Genomic DNA, 16,411 nt, shown 5'->3' with positions numbered 1-16,411 from the left:
CCGGTGAGCCGAGGACCCGACGTCGCCGCCCTCGTGCTGCGCACGGCGCTCGGTCCGATGCTGTTCGCGCACGGCTGGAACAAGGTGAACGGTCCCGGCGGGCTCGAGGGCACGACGGGCTGGTTCGAGGCGCTGGGTCTGCGGCCGGCCGGGGCGCACGCCCGGATGGCGGCCGGGACCGAGATGGCGGCCGGCGTGGGCATCGCCCTGGGCGCGGCCAACCCGCTTCCGGCGGCGGCCGCCGTCGGCCTGATGGCCGTCGCGGCCCGCACCGACCACCGGGGCAAGGGCTTCTTCGTCTTCAAAGGTGGCTGGGAGTACGTCGGCGTGGTGGGCGGGGCCGCCCTGGCGCTGGCGGCGCTGGGCAACGGCAGGTACTCGCTCGACGGGCTGCTGCGCCGGCAACGCGCGGGCGTGGGGCACGCGCTGGCGGCGGCCGGACTCGGCGCCGCGGGCGCGGCGGCCCTGCTGGCCGTGTGCTACCGGCCGCAGAGCAAGCGGGACGGGCCTCGGACGGACCCGGAGACGGAACACCGGGACCACGACGAGCAGAAGAAACAGTAAGAGCCACAGGGCAACACGGCGACAAGGCAATCAGGCAACAAGGGAGACGACATGGACGCGGCTGACTTCAGCGCGGTGCTGTCCGGGGTCCGGCGCTTCGTCCGGGACCGTGTCGTGCCGCTCGAGGCGGAGATCGACGAGAAGGACGAGATGCCCGCGGAGATCCGCGAGGCTGCCAAGCAGATGGGGCTGTTCGGCTTCGCGCTGCCCGAGGAGTACGGCGGGCTGGGGCTGTCGATGTACGAGGAAGCCCAGTTGATGTTCGAACTCGGTTATACGACGCCGTCGTTGCGCTCGATGTTCGGCACGAACAACGGCATCGCCGGGCACGTCCTGATGGTCGGCGGCACACAGGAGCAGAAGGCGCGGTGGCTGCCGAAGATCGCCTCGGGCGAGGTGCTGGCGTCGTTCGCGCTCACCGAGGCGGACGCGGGCTCGGACCCCTCGACCCTCACCACGAAGGCGTATGCCGACGGCGACGAGTGGGTCATCAACGGGGCCAAGCGCTACATCACCAACGCTCCGCTCGCCGACGTCTTCATGGTCTTCGCCCGCACCGACCCCGACGCCCCGCGTACCCGCGGCATCTCCACCTTCCTGGTCCCGGCCGGCACCCCCGGGCTCACCGTGGCGCCCAAGGACCACAAGATGGGCCAGTTCGGCGCCTGGACCGCCGATGTGTACTTCGACGACGTACGCGTGCCGGCCTCCGCGCTCGTCGGCGGCGAGGAGGGCCTGAACCGGGGCTTCGGCACAGCGATGGGCTGTATCGCGCACGGCAGGGTGCACATCTCGTCCCTGTGCGTGGGCATGGCCGAGCGGCTGGTCGACGAGTCCGTCGAGTACGCCCGCACCCGCCGCCAGTCCGGCCGGCCCATCGGCTCCTTCCAGCTCGTCCAGGGCCTGATCGCCGACTCGATGACGGACTACTACGCCGGGCGCGCCACGGTGCTGGAGGCCGCCCGTGCCTTCGACGCCGGTACCGACACGAAGATCGGGCCCTCGTGCACCAAGTACTTCGCCAGCGAGATGGTCTGGCGGGTCGCGGACCGGGCGGTGCAGATCCACGGCGGGGCGGGCTATATGCGCGGCGTCGCCGTCGAGCGCTTCTACCGCGACGCCCGGCTGTTCCGCATCTACGAGGGCACCAGCCAGATCCAGCAGGTGATCATCGCCAAGGCGTTGCTGGGCGAGGCGGCGCGCGGGTGAGACACCCGTCGCCTCGGGCGCCGCGCTCAGGTGTCGCGACGCGCGCACGCGGCCTGCCCCTGCGGACCACGGCCCGGACTCCACGGCCGCCGTCCGCTTCGCGGCGAGGCCCCTCGCCTCGGGCGTGACCTTTCGGACACGGCCGACAGCCGACATCCGACCGCAACACCGGCGGTCGGCCGTCGCCGGTCGGCTGTCGGCGGTCAGCAGTCGGGTGTCGGCGGTCGGCGGTCGGCGGTCGGCGGTCGGCCGTCGCCGGTCAGCAGTCGGGTGTCAGCAGTGGGCTGTCGCCGGTCAGCAGTCAGGACGGTCGGCAGTCGCCGGTCAGCAGTCCGCAGTCAGCGGCCGGCCGTCGCCGGTCGGCGGTCGGCGGTCGGCGGTCGCCGGAAGGCAAGGTCGCCGAGGAGACGAAGCCCCACCCGTGCGGCAGGCCCGGGTCCAGGCGCGGCGCTGCGCGGACCGTGCCGGCCGGGCCCGGCAGCGGTACTGACACCTCAGGTCGGGCGGCGACGACGACCGGGCGGCCGGCATGGGGTGCGGGTCCGCGCCCCATGCCGGCCGCCCGGTCCGCCCGGTTCTCGCCGGGCGTCGGATGCCCCGCCGGTTGCCGTCGGCTGCCCGGCCGGTTGCCGTCAGCGCCCGGCCGGTTCAGATGCCCAGCCGGTCCAGCAGACGCTCGTGATACACCGCGGGGCCGCCGAGCAGCAGTTGTGAGGACTTGGCCCGTCTGAAGTAGAGGTGGGCCGGGTGCTCCCAGGTGAAGCCGATGCCCCCGTGGACCTGGATGTTCTCGGTGGCGGCGTACAGGTAGGCGCGTGAGGCGCACGCGTGTGCCACGGCCGCGGCGACCGGGAAGGCCGGGTCGTGCTCGGCGGCAAGCCGTGCCGCCTCCCGGGAGGACGCCTCGGCCAGTTCCACCTGGACGAGCATGTCCGCGCACTTGTGCTTGACCGCCTGGAAGGAGCCGATCGGCCGTCCGAACTGGTGGCGGGTGCGGGCGTACTCGGTGCTGGTGTCCAGGCAGCGGCGTGCCCCGCCCGCCTGCTCGGCGGCCAGTCCCACCGAGGCGATGTCCAGGACCTTGGCCATGACGCGCCCGCCCGCCCCGTCCGCGCCGACGGGCGTCGCGGGCACGGCGTCGAACGTCAGCCGGGCCATGGCACGGGTGGCGTCCAGGGTGTCCATGGGTTCGGCCGTCAGCCCCGTGGCCTCGCGGTCCACGGCGAACAGCGAGGGGCCGGCGACGGTCCGGGCGACGACGAGGACGAGGTCGGCCGTCGTCCCGTCGACGACGAAGGACTTACGGCCGCGCACCGTCCACCCGCCGTCGCCGTCGGGCAGGGCGCGGGCGGAGACCAGGGCGGGGTCCCAGGAGCCGTCGTCCTCGGCCACGGCGAGGGCGGCCGTGGTCCGTCCGGCCGCGATGCCGGGGAGGTGGCGGGCGCAGGCCCGCGCGTCGCCGGAGGCGAGCAGTGTCTGGGCGGCGAGGACCACGGTGGCGAAGAACGGCGAGCAGAACAGCGCGCGGCCCGTCTCCTCGAGTACGACGCCGAGTTCGACCATGCCGAAGCCGTCGCCGCCGTATTCCTCGGGCAGGGCCAGTGCGGCCAGGCGCAGTTGGCCGCAGGCCTGGGCCCAGACCGCCGGGTCGAAGCGCGGCTCGCTCTCCATCAGCTTGCGCACGGCCTCCTCCGACGACTTGGTTTCCAGGAACTCCCTTACGGAGGAGCGCAGTTCGCGCAGTTCGTGTTCTTCGGCGGTCACGGCCGCACCTCCTTGGCAGCGGTGGTCACGGGCTCCCTGGGCAGACCGAGGACGCGTTCCGCGAGGATGTTCTTCATGATCTCCTCGGTGCCTCCGAGGATTCTCAGCGCCGGGGTGGCCAGCAGCAGTTCGGTCCAGGCGTACGTGCCCCACTGGCCGGTGTCCGCGATGATGCGCGGGCCCAGGACCTCGGACACGAAGTGTGCGGCGCGGGTGAGGTTCTGGCCGTGGAGCAGCTTCGAGACGGACATCTCGGGTCCCGGGGCGACGCCGGCGCGCAGCCCTTGCAGGGCACGGGCGTTGAGGTGCCGGGTCGCGAGCACGTCCACCAGCAGTTCGGCCAGGCGGGCCCGCAGGGCGCGGTCGTCCCAGGTCCAGGTGGCGCGCATGAGCGCCGAGAGGTGATCCGGCGACAGGGCGGCGGCCACCGGTCCCGCGCCTTCGCTGCCCACCGTGGCGCGCTCGTTCATCAGGGTGGTCAGGGCGACCGTCCAGCCGCCGTCGACCTCGCCGAGGCGGTGGTCGTCGGGGATGCGGACGTCGGTGAGGAAGACCTCGTTGAAGTCCGTGCCGCCGGTCATCTGCCGCAGCGGCCGGACCTCGACGCCGGGGGTGTCCATGGGGACCAGGAACGCGGTGATCCCGCGGTGCTTGGGCGCATCCGGGTCCGTACGGGTCAGCGCGAGGCCGATCCCGCTGTGCTGGGCGACCGAGGTCCACACCTTCTGTCCGTTGAGCAGCCAGTCGCCGTCGTCCTGGCGGACCGCTCGGGTGCTCACGCTCGCGAGATCGGATCCGGCGCCCGGCTCGCTGAACAACTGGCAGGCGATGGCGTCGCCCCGGTACATCGCGGGCAGCCAGCGGTCCTTGAGGTGCGGCTGGGCGTGGGCGAGGATCGTCGGGCCGATCATGCCGAGGCCGACGACACCGATCACGCCCGTGTCGGCGACCTCGTACTCGGACTCGACGGCGTCGTAGAGCAGGTCGTGGACGAAGGTCAGGCCCCGGCCGCCGTACTCCACGGGACCCGTGATCCAGCCGAAGCCGTTCTCGTAGCGGATCCGCTGCCACTCCCGCGCCCGCCGCACCTGCTCGTGCTCCTGCTCGGGCGGCAGGCTGCTGAAGTACGCCGTCGAGTCGTCGCCCACGCCCCAGGTGAGGGCAGCCCGGTCGGGTGCCTTCGTCGCGTGCGCGTTGAGGAAGCGGCGTGCCTCGTCGGCGAAGTCCTGCATGTCCTGTTCCATGACTGGTTCCCTGGGCTCTCAGGTCGACAGGATCGTCACCGCCGACACGCCGGGCGCGCCGTACAGGTGGGTGTAGCCGACGCGGGGTGTACCGGCGATCTGACGCGCGCCCGCCGTTCTGCGCAGTTGGAGGACGATCTCGTGGATCTGGCGGAGTCCGGAAGCGCCGATGGGTTCCCCGTTGCCGAGCAGCCCGCCGTCGGTGTTGACCGGCAGCCGGCCCCCTATGCCGGTGACGCCCTCGGCGATGAGACGCTCCTGCTCGCCGTCCTTGCACAGACCGTTCTCGGCCATGTGGATGATCTCCGAACCGGCGTCGGTGTCCTGGAGCTGGGCGACGTCGACGTCCTCGGGACCGATGCCCGCCAGTTCGTACGCCGCCCGGGAGGCGTCCACGGTCGGGCTCTCGACGGGCTCTCCGACGGGGAACGAAGGGCTCTGCACCTCGAAGGCGCCCAGCTTGCGGCTGCGCAGGGCGGTGGCGCGGACGCGCACCGGGGTGGAGGTGTACTTGTGGGCCTGGTCGGCCCGGCACAGCACGACGGCGGCGGCTCCCTCGTTCGGCCCGCAGTACATGAACTGGCGCAGGGGGTGGTTGAGGACCGGGGAGGCGAGGATCTCCTCCACCGACAGGGGGGTGCGGCGCCAGGCCTTGTCGTTGCGGGCGGCGTTGTGGAAGTTCTTGGAGGCGACGCGCGCGAGCGTCTCGTGGGAGATGCCGTGGTCGTGCATATAGCGGTTGATCTTCATGCCGAAGAAGTGCGTGGTGAGGAACATCCCGGTCTGTCCGTACCACGAGGGGATGCCCGCCACGGACGGATCGGCGGCGAACGCGCCGCGCGGGTGCTTGTCCAGGCCGATGGCGATCGTCAGGTCGTGCTCACCGGTCTCGATCGCCCGGGCGGCCAGTGCCACCGCCGTGCCGGCCGTCGCGCAGCCGTTGAAGACCCCGCGCAGCGGAATGCCGGTCAGGCCGAGCCGGCCGACGATGGCGTCCGGGTTGGCGACCTCGTAGCTGCCGATGTAACCGCCCTGGATCCGAGGCCAGCCGACGCCCGCGTCGGCGAGCGCGAGCCGTACCGCGTCCGCGCCCATGTCCAGTGCCGGCTTTCCGGGGAACCGGCCGAAGGGGTGGAGCCCGACCCCGATGATGACGGCTTCGGTCATGACGTCTCCTCCTCGACCGGGGCGAACGCGAAGGTGACGACCTCGGTGCCGTCGTCCCGCACGGTGTAGGGCACGCAGGTCAGCCGCATCTCCTGCCCGATCCTGAGCCGCTCCGGGCCGGACCCGGTGAGACGTGCCTCGACCAGCAGCTCGCCGGGGAGTTCGACGTAGCCGACGGCGTACGGCTCGAAGGCTTCGGGGCCGTCGTACGGAGGCGACGGCGGCCGGAAGCCCTGGGTGGTGTACGTCCACAGGGTGCCGCGGTCCGCCAGGAGCCGCTCCTTCGAAGCGGTGCTCGCGCACCGGACGCAGTCCGTGGCGGCCGGAAAGCTCAGCAGCCCGCAGTCGGCGCACTCGGAGGCGATGAGCCGCAGCGGCGCGGACCCGGTCGGCGGCCAGGTGAACAGGCCCTGTGCGACCGGTTCTCGGGTGGTCGTCATGTCAGGCTCCGTTCCGGTGGCCGAGGGCGTCGGCGTTGGGAGCAGCCTTGGCCACCAGGTTCGGGACGACCGAGGACAGCTCCTGCGGGGTCCATCGGGAGTCGGTGCTCGCGGCGGGGCCGTTGACCCAGCCCTCGAGGACGGTGATCCGGTTGCCGACGACGCCGAACACCCGGCCGGTGACCTCGCGCGACGCCGCCGAGCCCAGCCACACCACGAGCGGCGAGATCGCCTCGGGAGTGAGGTCCTGCGCCTCGGCGGCCCGCCGCATCATCTCGATGTCCTCGGTGAGCCGGGTGAGCGCGGTGGGCGCGATGGCGTTCACCGTCACGCCGTAGCGGGCGAGTTCGGCCGCGGCGATGATGGTGAGTCCGGCGACGCCGGCCTTGGCGGATCCGTAGTTGGACTGGCCGGGGTTGCCGAAGATGCCGGACGGCGAGGTGGTGTTGATCACCCGGGCGTCGTTGGGCAGCCCGGACTTGGCGCGCTCGCGCCAGTACGCGGCCGCGTGGTGCACGGTGGCGAAGCTGCCCTTGAGATGGACGGCGAGGACGCTGTCGAAGTCCTGCTCGGTCATCGACACGATCATCCGGTCACGCAGGATGCCGGCGTTGTTGACCAGCACGTCCAGTCCGCCGTAGGTGTCCACCGCCTGCCGGACCAGACGTCCCGCGCCGTCCCAGGTGGAGATGTCGTCGCGGTTGGCCACCGCCTCGCCGCCGGCCGCCACGATCTCGTCGACCACGCTCTGGGCGGGGCCGGCCGAGGCGCCGGCCCCGTCACGCGCGCCGCCCAGGTCGTTGACCACGACCTTCGCGCCGTGCGCGGCGAACGCCAGGGCGTGTGCCCGGCCGATCCCGTTGCCGGCTCCGGTGACGACCACGATCCGGCCGTCGACCACTGCTTCGGACATCCTCAACTCCTCATCGGGAAAGCCGGTCGGCCTCGGCGAGCAGGACCCGGGGGTCTTCGCTGCCGCAGGCGCATCGGGAGGTTACGACGCGGCCCGCGAGGCCGAGCGGTGTCTCGGTGAGCACCGATGCGCGCCCCTCCCCCGCGGCGACGGACAGCTGACCGTCCCGCTCGTGGACCCGCCACTCGGCGGCGTTGACGTGCGCACCGTTTCGCTCGGGGCACTCCAGTGCGAGGGCAGGGCCCACCGCGCAGAGCTGCGCGGCGGGGACGCCGACCGCGCGCAGCAGCGGTACGGCGGCGGGCCGGGCGAGGACGACCGGCGTCGACCGGAACATCTCGCCCACGTCGGCCGTGCCGGCGAGCCCCTCCAGGGTCTCCGCCGACAGGCCGATCACGACGTGCGGGTTCAGTTCGCGGTGGAACACCGCGGTGCGGCGGTGGTCCCAGCCCATCGCCTCGGCGATGCCGTAGGTCACGTTCAGCGCGCGCAGGGCGCCGATGACCGCGTGGCCCCAGAAGCCCTCGAAGCCGGAGGCGGTCAGCAGCGCGCGCTGTCCCCCGGCGAGGCCGTGCTCCCGCAGCCGGGCGGCGGCCCAGTCGGTGTCCCGGGCGAGTTCCGCCCAGGTCAGTTCCACGTCCCGCACTCCGGCGGGGGTGGGGAAGCGCACGAGGTAGGCGAGTTCGGGCCGGTCGAGTCTCCTCGCGCGGGCCAGGGTGTCGGCGCGGGCCATCAGTTCTTCACCACCCGGGGGAACTTGGCGACGCTGGTCATGGTTTTCAACAGGTCCTCCTCGGTGCGCAGGTCGAGCACCGGTTCGACGCCGGTCCGCTCGCGTACGGCCGCGCCGAGCCGTCCGGCCAGGGCGGCGACGTCGGCGGTGAGCGCGGGGTCGTAGCCGACGCGCAGGCGCAGTTCGTCGACCTCGCGTCCGTCCCGGACGATCTGGAAGACGCCGGCGACGGTCTCCGGCTGGTCCTCGACGGCCTGCCAGACGTCCCTCAGGACCACGGAGCGGCCCTGGACCAGCGTCTCGTCGCCGCGTCGTCCGGCCACCCACATCCGGGCGTGGGTGCGGCCGCAGCCGCACCGGTCCCGGGACAGCCGGACGAGGTCCTCGCTGCGGTAGCGGATCAGCGGTGCGGCGCGGTTGTCCAGGTCGGTGGCGACCAGTTCGCCGAGGTCGCTCTCCGGCACGTCGCGCCAGCCGTGCTCGTCGATGTCCAGGCACTCGGCGAAGACGGTGTCCTCCCACAGGTGGAAGCCGTCGTGCTCGCGGCACTCCCAGGCGGTGCCGGTGTCGGCGGCGCTGGTGTACTCGTAGACGTCGATGCCCCAGTCGTCGCGGATCCGCTCGCGCATCTTGCGGCTGAGCGGCTGACCGGCACAGGAGGCGCCCTTGAGGGAGGAGAAGGCCTCCTTGAGGTCCGTCTTCTCCGCGAGGTGCTCCAGCTCCACCATCTGCGGGTACATCATCTGGAGGTAGGCGGGACGGTAGGTGCGCAGCGCCTCGACGACCTCGTGCATCTTCCCGAGCCAGGTGTCCACCTCTATGACCACCGCGCCCAGTGCCTGGTAGCCGGGGTCCATGAGGTTGCGGAAGGTGCCGGGCGGGCTCAGCACCCGGTCGCCCGGCCTGAGGCCGAGTTCCCAGAGGTCGCGCACCTGCGCGGTCACCAGGGGCGGGGCGTCCTGCCAGATCTCGGCGAAGAACTCCGGGTCGCCCGTGGTGCCTGAGCTCGAGGAGACCGAGGTCAGCTCCTCGACGGGGACGCAGAGCAGTCCGCCGAAGGGATCTCCGGTGCGGGTCCGGTAGGCGCGCACCATGTCCTTGGTGATGAAGGGGACCCGGGCGCGGAAGTCGTCCAGGGACCGGATGTCGCGCGGGTGCACCCCGTGCTCGTCCCAGAGCTCACGATAGAAGGCCGAGTTGCGGTAGGCGTACTCGACGAGCTCCAGGACCTGTTCCTCCTGCCGCGCCCGGAGCTGCTCCCGGGGCATGGTCTCCACCTGGGGCTCGAAGTACCTGTCCTCGGTGTCCGTGTCTGCGACCATGGCGCCTCCTCGCGGCTCAGTGCCCAGATCTTGCAACTATCAGCGCAATCAGTCAACCAATTGGACGGATTAGACACCGCCGGACCGGCACGCCGGCGATCCGCACCCTCCCGGCCTTCCCTTTCGGTCGCCGATACAACTAAAATCGCTAACTGATTACATCCATTGGCCCCGAAGGAGCGGCATGTCGAAGATCTGGGTCAACTCGGGCGACTCCCACGTGATGGAACCCGCCGACGTGTGGACCGAGCGGCTTCCCGCGCGTCTCGGCGCCCGCGCACCGCGCAGCGAGCGCGGCGAGAAGTACGAGATGCTCTACATCGACGGCGAACGCATCGACCGGCAGCTCGGCGACTTCATGGACGCCATGCGTCCGCCGGGCGCCTGGGACCTGAAGGTCCGGCTGAAGGACCTCGACCAGGAGGGGGTCTGGTCCCAACTGGCCTTCCCGTCCATGGGGTTCTGGCTCGTGTCGATCACCGATCGGGAGCTCGCCCGGGAGACGGTACGGGCCTGGAACGACTGGGCGCACGAGGAGATCCTCAGCAAGAACAAGCGCGTGATCACCACCGCCTGCGTCTCGACGGCCGACATCGACGACGCGGTCGCCGAGGTCGAGCGGGTGGCGGAACTGGGCTTCAAGGCGATCTTCCTGCCGTGTTCCACACGGGACGGCGAGGAGTACGCCCTCGACCGCTGGGAGCCGCTGTGGACGGCGGTCGAGCGGGCCGGGCTGGTGCTCGGCTTCCACATCGGCACGGGCGGTCAGAACGTCGTCTTCCGCGGACCCGGCGGCGCCGTCGTCAACTACATGGAGACGACCTACCCGGGCATGCGCGTCGTGTCCCACATGGTCGCCGGCGGCGCCCTGGACCGTCACCCGGACCTGAGGATCCTGATCGCGGAGGGCGGGGCGGGCTGGGTGCCGGCCATCGGCGACCGGATGGACGAGGCCTACCGCCAGCACGGGATGTTCGTCAGGCCGAAACTGAGCCGGCTGCCCAGCGAGATCATCAGACAGCAGGTGTACGCCTCCTTCCAGCACGACAAGAGCTCGGTCGAGATCGTCGAGTCGACCGGCTACCGCAACGTGATGTGGGGCGACGACTACCCGCACCTCGAAGGCACCTACGGGCACACCCAGTCCACGCTGCACGACCTCTTCGACGGCGTCTCGGACGACATCCGCGACCGCGTCACCCGGGGCACGTTCGACGAGCTGTTCGGCCTGCCGGAGCAGACTCCCCAGGAGGCGGCCGTCTGAACGGCGCTGACGACACGGGCGACACGGTGGGCACGGGCGCCTCGGGAACTCCGGGCGGGTCACCCGTACCCGCTCCCCCGTACCCCGAGGACCTGGAACGGCCCGGGCTCGTCAGGACCGGACGGTCGACCTTCGTGCGGCCGATCCGGCCGCAGGACGCCGACCGTCTGGTCGCCTTCGTCGGCGGCCTGTCCCGGGCCACCCTCGCCTACCGCTCGCTCGGCCCCGTGGTCCGCGCCCGCGACGACGTCATCCGGCGCGGCGCCCACGTGGACTACCTCAACGAGCTCGCGCTGGTGGCGCTGGCCGGCGACGAGATCGCCGGCCTGGTCCGCTATGTCCGCGACCCCGAGGACCCCGAACACGCCGAGGTCACCTTCACCATCCGCGACGACCACCAGAGCGAGGGCTTCGGCCGGCTGCTCCTGGAGCACATCGCCGCCGCCGCCCGCGCCCGGGGCATCCGGGTGCTGGAGGCCGACGTCCTCGCCGACAACACCCGGATGATCAACGTGTTCCTCGCTTCCGGCCACCGGATCGAGACGGGGCCGCCCGGCCAGATCATCCACTTCGAGATCGCCATCGACCCGCAGGCCCAGGCCGTGGCCCGGGCCGAGCGCCGTGAGCACACGGCCGTACGACGCTCCCTGCGGCCGCTGCTCGAACCGCGGTCGGTCGCCGTGATCGGCGCCAACCGCGACCCGCTGACGATCGGTCACGAGATCGTGGCGAACCTGCTGCGGGGCGGCTTCGGCGGCAGCGTGTTCCCGGTCAACCCGCGTGCGGAGCGGATCGCCGGCCTGCCGGCCCACCCGAGCGTCCTGGACCTTCCCGAGCCGCCGGACCTGGCGCTGGTCGCCGTGCGGGCCGAGGCGGTGCCCGAGGTCGTGCGCGAGTGCGCGGACGCCGGCGTCAAGGCCGTGGTCGTCGTCTCGACGGGGTTCGGTGAGACGGGCGTCGGCGGACGGGCGGCCGAGCTGGAGCTGGCCCGTTTCGCCCGCGCCTCCGGGATGCGGCTGGTGGGCCCGAACTGCATGGGCGTGGTCAACACGACGCCCCCGGCACGCCTGGCGGCGACCTTCTCACCCGCCCTTCCGGCGCCCGGCCGGGTGGCGATGTCCAGCCAGTCGGGGCCGCTCGGGCTCGCGGTGCTCGACTTCGCCAAGCGGCTGCGGCTCGGTTTCTCGGGCTTCGTGTCGGTGGGGCACGCCGTGGACGTCTCCACCAACGACCTGCTCCAGTGGTGGGAGGAGGACCCGGACACCGCGGTGATCCTGCTGCACGTGGAGACCTTCGGCAATCCGCGCCGGTTCGCCCGTGTCGCCCGCCGCATCGCACCGCGCAAGCCGATCGTCGCCGTCCACCCGGGCCACGCGGACGCGGCGGTGAGCTCGCTGTTCGCCCAGTCCGGTGTGATCCGCACCCGCAGCCTCCAGGAACTGTTCGACGTCGCGCTGCTGCTCGCCCACCAGCCGCCACCGCCCGGCGACCGGGTCGCCGTCGTCACCAACGCGGGCGGCCCCGCGGCGCTCACGGTCGGGGCCTGCGAGGCGAGCGGCCTGCGTGTGCCCCCGCTCGGTGAGCGCACCCGGCAGGCCCTGCGCCCGGCCCTCGCGCCCCGCGCGGACGTCGCCAACCCGGTCGATCTGACGCCGACGGCCACCGCGGCGCACTACCGGCGGGCGCTGGACGCCGTCCTGGCCGACGACGGCATCGACGCGGCCGTCGTCCTGTTCATGCCGCCGCTGGCGGACAAACCCGACGAGGTGGCCTCGGCGATCCTCGACGCGGCGGCGGCCCGGCCCGACAAACCGGTGCTGGCCAGCTTCCTGGGCGGCGCGGGCGTCGCCGACGTTCTCCGCAGGGGCGACCTGGTGGTGCCGACGTACACGTTCCCCGAGGCGGCGGCCTCCTCGCTCGGACACGCGGCCGCCTACCAGGCCTGGCGCGCCACGCCCGCGGGCGTCGTACCCGACCTGGCGGGCGTCGACCCCGAGCGCGCCCGTTCGCTGCTCGCCGGCCGTGCGCCGGGCCCGGTCCCCGCGGCGGTCGCCGCCGCGATCCTCGACGCGTACGGGATCGCCGTACGCGACACCGGCCCGGGTCCCGGCCCCGACGCGTTCCTCTCGGTCCGCGCCGATCCGGTCTTCGGCCCGGTGGTCGCCTTCGGGCTCACCGGGGACTACGCCGACCTGATGGCGGACGTCGCGCACCGGGTCACCCCGCTCAGTGACCGCGACGCGCGCGAGATGGTCCGCTCGCTGCGGGCCGCCCCGCTGCTGGACGGCCGGGCGGGTGGCCGCGGGGTGGATCTCGCGGCCCTGGAGGAGACCGTGCTGAGGATCTCGGCCATGGTCGAGGACCTCCCCGAGATCGAGGCACTGGAACTGCGCCCGGTGCGGCTGCTGCCGCCCGGGGACGGGGTCGCCGTCACCCGGGCGGCGATCCGGCTGACGGACCACACCAAGGGAGGTAGCCGAGCGTGAGAGTCGGCATCTACTTCGACCTGCGCAATCCCCCGCCCTGGCGGCAGAGCTGGTCCCGGGTCTACGGGTTCGCGCTGGAGATGTGCGAGGAGGCGGACCGCCTCGGCCTCGACTCGGTCTGGTTCTCCGAGCACCACGGCTTCGAGGACGGCTATCTCCCGCAGCCGCTCACCATGGCCGCCGCGGCCGCGGCCCGTACCCGCCGGCTCCGGCTGGGCACGGCCGTCATCCCCGCCCCGCTGCACGCCGCCCCCGAGATCGCCGAACAGGCCGCGATCGTCGACATCATCAGCGACGGCAGGCTCGACCTCGGTCTCGGCACCGGCTACCGGGTGCCCGAGTACCGGTTGTACGGAGCCGACCTCGCCAGGCGTTACACCACGACCGACCAGCGGGTACGGGAGATCCGGGCCCTGTGGGCCGAGTCCCGTGTCGTCCCCGGCCCCGTCCAGGACCCGTTGCCGATCTGGCTCGGCTACCAGGGTCCGCAGGGCGCCCGGCGGGCGGGCCGGCTCGGCACGGGCCTGCTGTCGCTCAACCCGGCGCTGCTGACGCCGTACCGCGAGGGGCTCGCCGAGAGCGGGCTCGACGTGTCGGCGGGCCGGATGCAGGGCTCGTTCACGACCTTCGTGACGGAGGACCCGGACGCCGACTGGCCGGTGGTGCGCAGGCACCTCTCGTACCAGTGGGACAGCTACCGCCGCTACATGGTGGAGGGAACGGACAGGCCCGTCCCCCGCCCGATCGACCCCGAGAAGTGGCGGGAGACGGGACTCGGCGCGACCGGGGTCGGTCAGTTCCTGTACGGCACGCCGCAGGAGACGGCGGATGCCATCAGGACGTACGTGGCAGGGTTGCCCGTGGAGGGGGTCTTCCTGTGGGCCTCGCTGGCCGGGATGCCCGAGGACATGGTGGCCCGCCAGGTCCACCTCATCGCCGGGAAGCTGCGCCCGCTGCTTGCCGATGTCTGATGCGAGGAGGAGCGGCATGACGAGTACCGGCGAGGGTGCCGCGACCCCGGCGGGCCACTGGTCGGGGGCGGACTTCCAGGAGCCGCCCCGGACCCCCGGCGGTGTGGCGCTGTGCGGCGCGTGCCGGGCCGTCGGCGCCTGCCGGCTGGGCGTGCGGGGCGAGCGGCTCGACGAGGACGGCGTGGCCTGGTTCGCGCTCTCCTGTCCACGGGACCAGGAAGGCGGGCCCGAGGTGGCGCACGGCGGCTGGACAGCGGCCGTGCTCGACGACTGTCTGGGTCATCTGCCGCTGCTGCACCGGGTGTTGAGCGTGACGGCGGAACTGACCGTGAGCTTCGTCAAGCCGGTGCCGGTGCAACGGCCCCTGGAGGTGCGGGCCCGGGTCGAGCGGCGGGAGGGCTCGCGCTGGTACATCGCGGGCGAGATGGTGCTGCTGCCGACCCGCGCCGTACTGGCCCGGGCGTCCGGGATCTGGGTGACCCGGGACCCGGGCCACTTCGCCCGCCACGCGGCATGGCTCGCCGCGCAGGAGACGGGCGAGGCCGGACGCGGGACGGGCGGGGAAGGGCGGGGGGAAGGTCAGTAGGACCGCAGGCCCATGCTGCGGGCGATGCCGTTGCGCTGGATCTGGCTGGTGCCGCCGGAGATGGTGGCCACGATGGACTCGCGGTAGCGAAAGCTCATCACGCTCTCCGTGGAGAAGCCGTGCCCCGCGCAGACCTGCATCCCGAGCCGGGCGGCCGCCACGTACGTCTCCGACCCCTTGAGCTTGGCCATCGACCCCTCCCGGGTGCACGGCTTGCCCCGGGCGAGCAGCCAGGCGGCGCGGTAGGCGAGCAGCCGGGCGGAGTCGATCTCGGTCTGGAGGTCGGCCATGGCGTGCGCGAGGGCCTGGAAGGTGCCGATGGGACGCCCGAAGGCGTGCCGGGCACGGGCGTAGGCGAGCATTTCGTCGAGGGTGGCCTGAGCCGCGCCCAGATAGCCGCCGGTGATGATGACCTTCTCCAGTTCGATGTTGGAGAGCATCACCTTCCAGCCCTCGTCGCGCGGGCCGACGAGGTTCTCCTTCGGCACGAGGGCGTCGTTGAAGAAGACCTCGTTGGTGCCCAGGATGTGGCGGGCCAGCGTCGGCGTCCTGCGCACCTCGACGCCCTCGGTCGCGGGGTCGACGAGCAGCAGGCTGATGCCGCCGTGCTTGGGTTCACGGGGGCCGGTGCGCACGTAGGTGGCGATGGTCGTGTCGGGCAGCCCGCCGCCCGTGCACCACGCCTTCTGGCCGCGGACGACGAAGTGGTCCCCGCGGTCCTCGGCGGTGGTGCGCAGCGCAGCGGCGTCGGACCCGCTGTCCGGTTCGCTGAGGCCGACGGCGAGCCGGTGGCGGCCCGTCATCACCTGCTCGCGGATGAAGTCGCGCTGCGCCTCGTCGCCCCACCGGAACACCGTGATGCCGGGGATGAGCACGCCGATGTAGCACATGGCCACGTCGAAGCTGGCCCGTCCCAGCTCCTCGGCGATGAGGACGAGCTCGAGCGGACCCCCGCCGTCGCCTCCCTCGTCCTCGGTGAACGGCAGCGCGAACCATCCCATCGCGGCCATCCCCCGGAACAGCTCGGGCGGCACGACGCCCTCCTCGTCCCACCGCTTGGCCTTCTCGGCCGGGCACACATCGGCGACGAACTGCCGTGCCGTCGCGCGCAAGAGGTCCTGCTCGTCGGTCAACCCGAAGTCCACGGCCACTCCTCGCCACCATCAGCCAATTCATCTACCTAATTATTCTATGTTAGCTGATAGGTCGGCGATAGGGAGCACCTCCCCCGGGTTTGCGCGGTCGCGGGGCAGCCGGGCCGGGTCGGGGCCGCTGCCGGATGGGGCCGACCGCCTCGCCCCTGAGGGCCAGGCACCGGGTCCCACGCCCTGCCGACGGTCAAGGGCGACGTCAGCGCCTTCCGACAGCGGGATGAAGCGGATCGCGGCAAGCACGGAGAACTGCCCCGTCCGGCCGGCGGCCTGCGGACCGCCCCGTACCAGGAGCCGGGCAGCCGCCGGGCTCGCGACGAGTACCGCCCGGCCTGCGAGCGCTGGGACCCGAGCCCTTCCTGAGGGCGCTGAGCCAGTGAGGGGAGGCATACCCCTCGACTCCGACGGCCCCGTCCTGGCCGTTCGCCACACGGACTGCGGTGCTCCGCTCCGCGTCGTCGTCGAGGGCTCCGGGAGCACTCCGCCCTCACGCCCGGGGACGTCACCGCCCGGCCGGAACCCGGCGCCCGGCCGCGGTAGTGAGCCCCGGCGGCCGGTCCCCGGTGCTCAGGGACATGCGGCGCCCCCCCTACCGGA

Annotated in this window: 14 protein-coding genes; 6 read left to right on the top strand and 8 right to left on the bottom strand. The window is 72.5% G+C overall.

All coding sequences use genetic code 11. The features are described from left to right. Positions 1-3 precede the first annotated feature (3 nt). Both OHS71_RS36490 and OHS71_RS36485 read left to right on the top strand, forming a co-directional pair. Positions 4-564 (top strand): DoxX family protein, encoded by a 561-nt coding sequence (locus tag OHS71_RS36490; RefSeq protein ID WP_328483591.1) that lies wholly within the window; start codon positions 4-6, stop codon positions 562-564. 51 nt (positions 565-615) lie between these two features. Beyond that, complete coding sequence (locus tag OHS71_RS36485) at positions 616-1,773, top strand: acyl-CoA dehydrogenase family protein (RefSeq protein WP_328483590.1); 1,158 nt, start codon at positions 616-618, stop codon at positions 1,771-1,773. A gap of 648 nt (positions 1,774-2,421) precedes the next feature. Here OHS71_RS36485 and OHS71_RS36480 read toward each other — a convergent pair. Genes OHS71_RS36480 through OHS71_RS36450 form a run of 7 tightly spaced genes read right to left on the bottom strand, consistent with a single transcriptional unit; the run spans position 2,422 to position 9,356 of the window. Next, positions 2,422-3,537 carry an acyl-CoA dehydrogenase family protein gene (locus OHS71_RS36480; protein WP_328483589.1) on the bottom strand — a complete coding sequence of 372 codons (1,116 nt, stop codon included), beginning with the start codon at positions 3,535-3,537 and terminating at the stop codon, positions 2,422-2,424. Continuing rightward, complete coding sequence (locus OHS71_RS36475) at positions 3,534-4,781, bottom strand: acyl-CoA dehydrogenase family protein (protein ID WP_328483588.1); 1,248 nt, start codon at positions 4,779-4,781, stop codon at positions 3,534-3,536. The genes OHS71_RS36480 and OHS71_RS36475 overlap by 4 nt, the downstream gene beginning before the upstream one ends. A gap of 18 nt (positions 4,782-4,799) precedes the next feature. Next, complete coding sequence (locus OHS71_RS36470) at positions 4,800-5,948, bottom strand: thiolase family protein (protein WP_328483587.1); 1,149 nt, start codon at positions 5,946-5,948, stop codon at positions 4,800-4,802. Beyond that, positions 5,945-6,388 (bottom strand): Zn-ribbon domain-containing OB-fold protein, encoded by a 444-nt coding sequence (locus tag OHS71_RS36465; RefSeq protein WP_328483586.1) that lies wholly within the window; start codon positions 6,386-6,388, stop codon positions 5,945-5,947. The genes OHS71_RS36470 and OHS71_RS36465 overlap by 4 nt, the downstream gene beginning before the upstream one ends. Position 6,389: 1 nt before the next feature. Then, the gene (locus OHS71_RS36460) at positions 6,390-7,301 is read right to left on the bottom strand and encodes an SDR family oxidoreductase (protein ID WP_328483585.1); all 912 of its coding nucleotides are present in this window, start codon (positions 7,299-7,301) and stop codon (positions 6,390-6,392) included. A gap of 10 nt (positions 7,302-7,311) precedes the next feature. Continuing rightward, positions 7,312-8,034, bottom strand: coding sequence for a hypothetical protein (locus OHS71_RS36455; protein ID WP_328483584.1), 723 nt, complete (start codon positions 8,032-8,034; stop codon positions 7,312-7,314). After that, positions 8,034-9,356: a phenylacetate--CoA ligase family protein gene (locus tag OHS71_RS36450; protein WP_328483583.1), complete on the bottom strand. Its 1,323-nt coding sequence runs from the start codon at positions 9,354-9,356 to the stop codon at positions 8,034-8,036. Before OHS71_RS36450 ends, OHS71_RS36455 begins: the two co-directional genes overlap by 1 nt. A 184-nt stretch (positions 9,357-9,540) precedes the next feature. Between OHS71_RS36450 and OHS71_RS36445 the strand changes: the two genes are divergently transcribed. From OHS71_RS36445 to OHS71_RS36430, 4 genes are all read left to right on the top strand, one after another. Continuing rightward, positions 9,541-10,620 carry an amidohydrolase family protein gene (locus OHS71_RS36445; protein WP_328483582.1) on the top strand — a complete coding sequence of 360 codons (1,080 nt, stop codon included), beginning with the start codon at positions 9,541-9,543 and terminating at the stop codon, positions 10,618-10,620. A gap of 134 nt (positions 10,621-10,754) precedes the next feature. After that, positions 10,755-13,106: a bifunctional acetate--CoA ligase family protein/GNAT family N-acetyltransferase gene (locus OHS71_RS36440; protein ID WP_328483581.1), complete on the top strand. Its 2,352-nt coding sequence runs from the start codon at positions 10,755-10,757 to the stop codon at positions 13,104-13,106. Then, on the top strand, positions 13,103-14,077 hold the full coding sequence (locus tag OHS71_RS36435; protein ID WP_328483580.1) for an LLM class flavin-dependent oxidoreductase: 975 nt from the start codon (positions 13,103-13,105) through the stop codon (positions 14,075-14,077). The genes OHS71_RS36440 and OHS71_RS36435 overlap by 4 nt, the downstream gene beginning before the upstream one ends. Positions 14,078-14,093: 16 nt before the next feature. Next, positions 14,094-14,663: a PaaI family thioesterase gene (locus OHS71_RS36430; RefSeq protein ID WP_328483579.1), complete on the top strand. Its 570-nt coding sequence runs from the start codon at positions 14,094-14,096 to the stop codon at positions 14,661-14,663. On the opposite strand, the gene OHS71_RS36425 is transcribed toward OHS71_RS36430, so the two are convergent. After that, complete coding sequence (locus OHS71_RS36425; RefSeq protein ID WP_328483578.1) at positions 14,657-15,808, bottom strand: acyl-CoA dehydrogenase family protein; 1,152 nt, start codon at positions 15,806-15,808, stop codon at positions 14,657-14,659. The two genes, OHS71_RS36430 and OHS71_RS36425, sit on opposite strands and share 7 nt — an antisense overlap. Positions 15,809-16,411 lie beyond the last annotated feature (603 nt).

The organism is Streptomyces sp. NBC_00377 (assembly GCF_036075115.1).
Lineage (GTDB): Bacteria > Actinomycetota > Actinomycetes > Streptomycetales > Streptomycetaceae > Streptomyces.
This window is presented reverse-complemented; position numbering and strand designations above follow the sequence as displayed.

What these genes read in the sequence shown, in the direction of transcription:
- OHS71_RS36465 (WP_328483586.1), bottom strand. Translation starts at nt 6,388, where the DNA reads ATGACGACCACCCGAGAACCGGTCGCACAGGGCCTGTTCACCTGGCCG.
- OHS71_RS36445 (WP_328483582.1), top strand. Translation starts at nt 9,541, where the DNA reads ATGTCGAAGATCTGGGTCAACTCGGGCGACTCCCACGTGATGGAACCC.
- OHS71_RS36460 (WP_328483585.1), bottom strand. Translation starts at nt 7,301, where the DNA reads ATGTCCGAAGCAGTGGTCGACGGCCGGATCGTGGTCGTCACCGGAGCC.
- OHS71_RS36485 (WP_328483590.1), top strand. Translation starts at nt 616, where the DNA reads ATGGACGCGGCTGACTTCAGCGCGGTGCTGTCCGGGGTCCGGCGCTTC.
- OHS71_RS36430 (WP_328483579.1), top strand. Translation starts at nt 14,094, where the DNA reads ATGACGAGTACCGGCGAGGGTGCCGCGACCCCGGCGGGCCACTGGTCG.
- OHS71_RS36470 (WP_328483587.1), bottom strand. Translation starts at nt 5,948, where the DNA reads ATGACCGAAGCCGTCATCATCGGGGTCGGGCTCCACCCCTTCGGCCGG.
- OHS71_RS36450 (WP_328483583.1), bottom strand. Translation starts at nt 9,356, where the DNA reads ATGGTCGCAGACACGGACACCGAGGACAGGTACTTCGAGCCCCAGGTG.
- OHS71_RS36475 (WP_328483588.1), bottom strand. Translation starts at nt 4,781, where the DNA reads ATGGAACAGGACATGCAGGACTTCGCCGACGAGGCACGCCGCTTCCTC.
- OHS71_RS36455 (WP_328483584.1), bottom strand. Translation starts at nt 8,034, where the DNA reads ATGGCCCGCGCCGACACCCTGGCCCGCGCGAGGAGACTCGACCGGCCC.